5 protein-coding genes are annotated in these 5,581 nt (G+C 41.9%); 1 reads left to right on the forward strand and 4 read right to left on the reverse strand.

Going from position 1 to position 5,581, the window contains the following annotated elements:
- The 4 genes from UC75_RS21505 to UC75_RS12225 form a co-directional block, all read right to left on the reverse strand.
- Positions 1-476: acyl-CoA dehydrogenase family protein (locus UC75_RS21505; RefSeq protein WP_228137332.1), on the reverse strand; the 476-nt coding region annotated here is incomplete at its 3' end.
- 75 nt (positions 477-551) lie between these two features.
- Positions 552-2,438, reverse strand: coding sequence for a feruloyl-CoA synthase (locus UC75_RS12215; RefSeq protein WP_171249500.1), 1,887 nt, complete (start codon positions 2,436-2,438; stop codon positions 552-554).
- Between the two features lie 81 nt (positions 2,439-2,519).
- The gene (locus UC75_RS12220; RefSeq protein WP_049837754.1) at positions 2,520-3,971 is read right to left on the reverse strand and encodes an aldehyde dehydrogenase; all 1,452 of its coding nucleotides are present in this window, start codon (positions 3,969-3,971) and stop codon (positions 2,520-2,522) included.
- A 37-nt stretch (positions 3,972-4,008) separates the two neighbouring features.
- The gene (locus UC75_RS12225) at positions 4,009-4,848 is read right to left on the reverse strand and encodes a p-hydroxycinnamoyl CoA hydratase/lyase (RefSeq protein WP_171249501.1); all 840 of its coding nucleotides are present in this window, start codon (positions 4,846-4,848) and stop codon (positions 4,009-4,011) included.
- Between the two features lie 248 nt (positions 4,849-5,096).
- Here UC75_RS12225 and UC75_RS21510 point away from each other — a divergent pair.
- Positions 5,097-5,581: MFS transporter (locus tag UC75_RS21510; RefSeq protein ID WP_228137333.1), on the forward strand; the 485-nt coding region annotated here is incomplete at its 3' end.

A 5,581-nucleotide genomic window follows, 5' to 3' on the forward strand; every position in this document is an offset into this window, starting at 1 on the left:
CCATTTGAGATAAACGTTTTTGAACCATTAATACGGTAGTGGTCATTTTCTAAAATCGCTTGAGTGCGTATGGCTTGTAAGTCTGAACCCGCATTGGCCTCTGTCATGGCGATTGCAGTGACGACTTCACCTGTCACCATTTTCGGTAACCAATAACGTTTTTGCTCTTCAGTTCCAATATTTTGCAGATAAGGTGAGACCAACTCATTTTGCCCGCCAATGGCAACTGCCAAAGATGCAAAGCCAGCTTGAGCAGTTTCTTGAACCAGCATGAGCGAGTAATGAATAGGAGCACCGTAGCCACCATATTCTTCGGGTACATCGACGCACAAAAAGCCATTTTCCCCAAGACGAAGCCACAGATCACGCGGGATGAGGCCATCGTGTTCCCACTGTTCATAATACGGAGCAACCTGTTCTTTTAAGAACCTGCGGTAGCTGTCTCGAAATAGTTCAAATTCTGTATCGTGTGGCATGTTGAACCTTTTTTTAGGCAAAAGTGAGGCTAAGGCCCAAACCGAAGTTTGAGCTTCCTTTTTTATTTCAATTACTTATTGCTTTAAGGTGGGTACCCGAATAATCAGCGGGTTTTCTGCCTGTTTTTGATAAAGTTCATCAATTAAAGCAGCACGACGCTTGGTAATATTGCCTTGATTGAGGTTGCCTTTATCGGTCACTTCACCTGCATCGAGTTGAGGTGGCTCGGTCATTAAATAAAGCATTGAGACTGTATTTGAGCTACCGGTCGCATCTTTATTAAAGGTGGTTAAAAATTGGCGGAACCATTGTTGGACTTTAGGATGCTGTAGTATCTCTGCTGGAGAATGTTCGCCCAGCTTAAGACCAGCTTGTTGAGCACAAGCGTCTAGTTTTGGAAAAATCAAAAAGCCAACCGCATTTAGGTTTGAACCTGTAATACAGACATCTTGGACCAGTAAATTACCTTGAATGAGCACTTTATTGCGTAGTGTGCCCACATTCACAAAAGTACCCGTATTGAGTTTAAAGTCTTCAGCAATTCGTCCGTCGTACATCAAGCCTTTGGTCGGATCATTGATATCGACCAAACGAACGGCATCACCCGTATGGAAAAAGCCTTCGTCGTCAAAAACTGTGCTTTGCTGGTCTGCCTTTAAACGCCAATAGCCTTTCATGACATGTTTGCCACGAACACAAAACTCAAGTTTGTCACCACATGGCACCAGCTTAATTTCGCATCCCGGAGCAGGGTAACCAATAAAGCCTGCCATCACGCGTGGACCAGTTGTAAAAGCACAAGATGGTGCTGTTTCTGTCATGCCCAAGCCGCTCATAATACGAATTTTTTCTCCGCAATGTTGCTGAGCAATTTTATCGAGTCTGTTCCAGCCCGCTTCTGAAAGCGCTGCACCTGCAAAGAATAAAATTTTAACTTTGGCAAAAAAGCGGTCTCTTAATTCTTCATCTTTTTCTAAAGCTTCGGTGAGTTCTTCCCAACCTTTTGGCACATTTAAATAAACGGTTGGAGAAATTTCTTTGAGATTACGAATAGTTTCGTCAAATTTTCCTGCAACGGGTTTGCCATCATCAATGTAAATGGTACCGCCGTTATAGAGCGCGATGCCGACATTGTGACTGCCACCAAATGTGTGGTGCCAAGATAGCCAGTCGAGTAGGACAGGTGGTGTTTCTTCAAATTCAGGGAAAGTTTGTAATAACATTTGCTGATTAACACACAACATTAAATGCGTGGTCGGTACAGCTTTAGGAAGCTTGGTTGAACCTGAGGTAAATAAGAATTTGGCAATCTGGTTTTCATCAAGGGTTTGATAAAACTCTTGAACATTTGAAACTGGCGTATCTAATAGCGACTGAAAAGATGTGCAGATCTGATCACCCACAATCCCTTTATTGGTCACCACTTCAATGTCGGATGTAATACATGCCTGAATCGCTTTGGCAAAAGCTTGCCCATCGCTGGCATAGACCATACCTGGTGTAAGTACTTCAAACACATGTTTGAGTTTGCCAAAGTCTTGAGAAATCAGAGAGTAGGCAGGGGAAATAGCCGAGAAAGGCACACCTGCTAACATGGCAGCCATAGACAGTGTTAAATGTTCAAGATCATTACCACTTAAAATAACGAGTGGTCTCTCTTGGTTTAACTTACGTTCATGTAAAGCTTGAGCAATGTGCCATGCACGTTGTAAAACTTCTGCATAACTCAGTTTGACCCATTCACCTTGAGCATTGCGTTTTGCTGCAAAAATATGGTCTGGTTTAGTTTGTGCAAAATGAATTAACCGATCTGTCAGTTTTTGTGGATACGGTTTTAATTGCTCTTTTGGGCTGATATAGAGCGTGTCATCTTTATGGTGATAATGAATATCATGTTGCCCTAATTTTACGAACCGTTCGCGGTCTTGTGATTGAGTGGCATTCATTTGCATTTCTTTCACTCCATGGAAAGCGCATCACTGCGCTTTATTTTTTGCATCATGCAATTTTTATTTAATATGTTGTTGTCCGCATTAGCCTGACTAAATCGGGTAATGACGTGATTGGGTTTGAATGGTAATCCAGCGTAGTTCGGTAAATTCGGCAACAGAGACTTTACTACCAAAACGTCCGTAACCACTCGATTTTGTTCCGCCAAATGGCATTTGAGCTTCGTCATGTACGGTTGCGCCGTTAATATGACAAATACCCGAATCAATTTGTTGAGCGACTTCTAATGCCTGTGAAATATTTTGGCTAAACACTGCTGAGGAAAGACCGAACTCGCTGTCATTCGCCAGTGCTACTCCTTCTTCAATGCTTGAAAAGCGTTGAACTGTGCATACAGGCCCAAATGATTCTTCACGGTAAAGCAGCATGTCAGGTTTAATATTGAGCACCAGCGTCGGTTGCATGGTGGTGTCTTCAATATGAATACCTAAAGGTAAGTCAGCACCTTTGTTTTGAGCATCTTCCAGCAAATGCTGAATACGGTTTGCAGCACGTCGACTTTCTAAAACACCGAGTACATTGTCTTTTGAGGTTGGATTACCTGCCCGAATAGAGCGGGTTTTTTCAATCAGTTTTTCAATAAATTGGTCGGCAATTTTGTCTTGAACCAAAACACGTTCGGTCGACATACAGATTTGACCCTGATTAAAGAACGCTCCAAAAGCGACTGCATTTACGGCTTCATTAATGTCAGCTTCATTTAAAACCACAACAGGGGCTTTACCACCCAATTCAAGTAAAACAGGTTTTAAATATTTAGCAGCAGTCTCGGCAATAATTTTTCCGACTTTGGTTGAACCCGTAAAATTAATGCGCTTCACAGCTGGATGAGACACTAAGCGCTCCACGATTTGTGGTGCATCTTCAGCGGCATGCGTAATTACATTTACCACACCTTCACCAAGACCTGCTTCATGTAACACTTCACCAATGAGACGATGTGTTGCTGGGCAGGCTTCCGATGCTTTTAATACTACCGTGTTACCACAAGCCAAAGGCATAGCAAGCGCACGTGTTGCCAAAATGACAGGGGCGTTCCAAGGTGCAATCCCTACAATGACACCACAAGGAACCCGTACACCCATCGCAAGATTGCCTGGCATATCTGATGGAATCAGGCTTCCGTCAATTTGTGTGGTCATTGCTGCTGCTTCACGTAACATGTTGGCAGCAAGGTGAACGTTAAACCCATACCATGTCGCAGTTGAACCTGTTTCTTGCATTCCAGTTTGAATGAATTGCTCAGTTTTTTGGTCCATTAAATCGGCTGCTTTTAACAAACGTAAGCGACGTTCGGTAGGCGAGAGTTTCGACCATATTTTAAAAGCTTGTTGTGCCGAGTCTATTGCACGATCAACATCTTCCAGTGTGGCAGCAGCAGCTTTTGTTGCCACTGATCCATCAATGGGACTAATACGCTCAAAAGTTGCCTGATTTGATGCATCAACAGATTGACCGTGAATAAGTAACTGTACATTTTGCATGGGTTGTGTCCTTACATTGCCATTAGAGAATCAAAAGTTAACCAGTACGTTTATAGCTCTGTAAACCCGGTTTAATTGATTTTTCATCTAAAAATTGTTTCAAACCTTCTTGGCGACCGTTTTCCGTATCGCGGTGGATACATTGATCAAGTTTGGCATATAAGTAATCTTCGTTTTGATCCCAAGTCAGTTCACGACAACGCTTAAAGCCATTTTTAGCGGTACGAAGAACCACAGGGTTTTTCTCAAGTAGACAGTTTGCAAGCTCAGTCACTTCTGCTTTTAGCTGTTCAAGCGGTACGCTTTTATTCACAAGACCCATCGTTTCAGCTTCTTTACCACTAAAGGTTTTACCTGTCATGATGTAGTACAAAGAGGTACGGTGACCAACAGTGTCTGCCATTGCTTTGCTTACAAGGTTACCCGGTGGGATACCCCAGTTAATTTCAGATAAACCGAAAGTTGCTTCATCTGCTGCAATTGCGAGATCACAAGCCACTAAAGGTGAGAAACCGCCTCCAAAGCACCAGCCGTTGACCATAGCAATCGTTGGTTTTGAATACATGCGAAGAAGTTGCCACTGCCAGCGGCATGAGTCGCGGCGGATACGTTCTTGATAAATTTCTGGTTGAGTATCGACTTCACGGAAATATTCCTTTAAGTCCATGCCTGCTGTCCAAGAATCGCCTGCACCTGTCAACACAAGCACACGTGCATTTTGATCAAGTTCTATCGCTTCAAGTACATCAATCATTTCACGGTTGAGTGTTGGGCTCATGGCATTTTTCTTTTCTGGGCGGTTTAGTGTTACCCATGCAATTCCATCTTCAACTTTAACATCTACTGTTTCCCAGCGGTTTTCATAACTCATCTTCATACTCCTTGAATGATTTTTTGCTGTTCTGGGATTTAATTTAATATCAGTTAAACTTACATTCAAGTCTTTTTTATAAAATTTCATAAATATTTTATAATTTATTGTATTTTAAATATTAATTAATTTTATTGACGATTTAATATAAAAATATGTTGATTTTTTAATAAGTTTAACTGATATTTTTGGTGTGTTTAAACAATAATACACAAAGGGCTAAATGGAACGACTAGTCAATAAGGGATAACACAATGGAAAAGATATTAGGACAGTCTGCAAGGGCAAAAATCACGTTGCTATTATGCTTTGCAATAGCAATTTTTGAAGGTTTTGATCTTCAGTCAATGGGGGTAGCCGCTCCACGAATGCGGGCTGAGTTTATGTTGGACAATGGCCAGATGGCGTGGGCATTTAGTGCTGCAATTTTAGGAACACTACCAGGTGCCATATTAGGTGGTAGATTTGCAGATATTGTCGGGCGTAAGAAAATTCTGATTTTTAGTATTTTACTTTTTGGAATTATGTCTTTGCTAACGGCTTATGCTGCTAACTTTAGTTTGCTGTTACTCATTCGTTTTTGTACTGGTTTAGGTATGGGTGGGGCACTTCCGATGATGATTACCCTGGCATCTGAAGCTGTACCCGATAAATATAAAGGGACCGCGGTAAGTATTATGTATAGCGGCATTCCTTTTGGTGGATTACTTACTTCTGTCGTTGCTATGTCATTGGCAGG

Source organism: Acinetobacter sp. V2, from assembly GCF_001188385.1.
GTDB lineage: Bacteria > Pseudomonadota > Gammaproteobacteria > Pseudomonadales > Moraxellaceae > Acinetobacter > Acinetobacter oleivorans.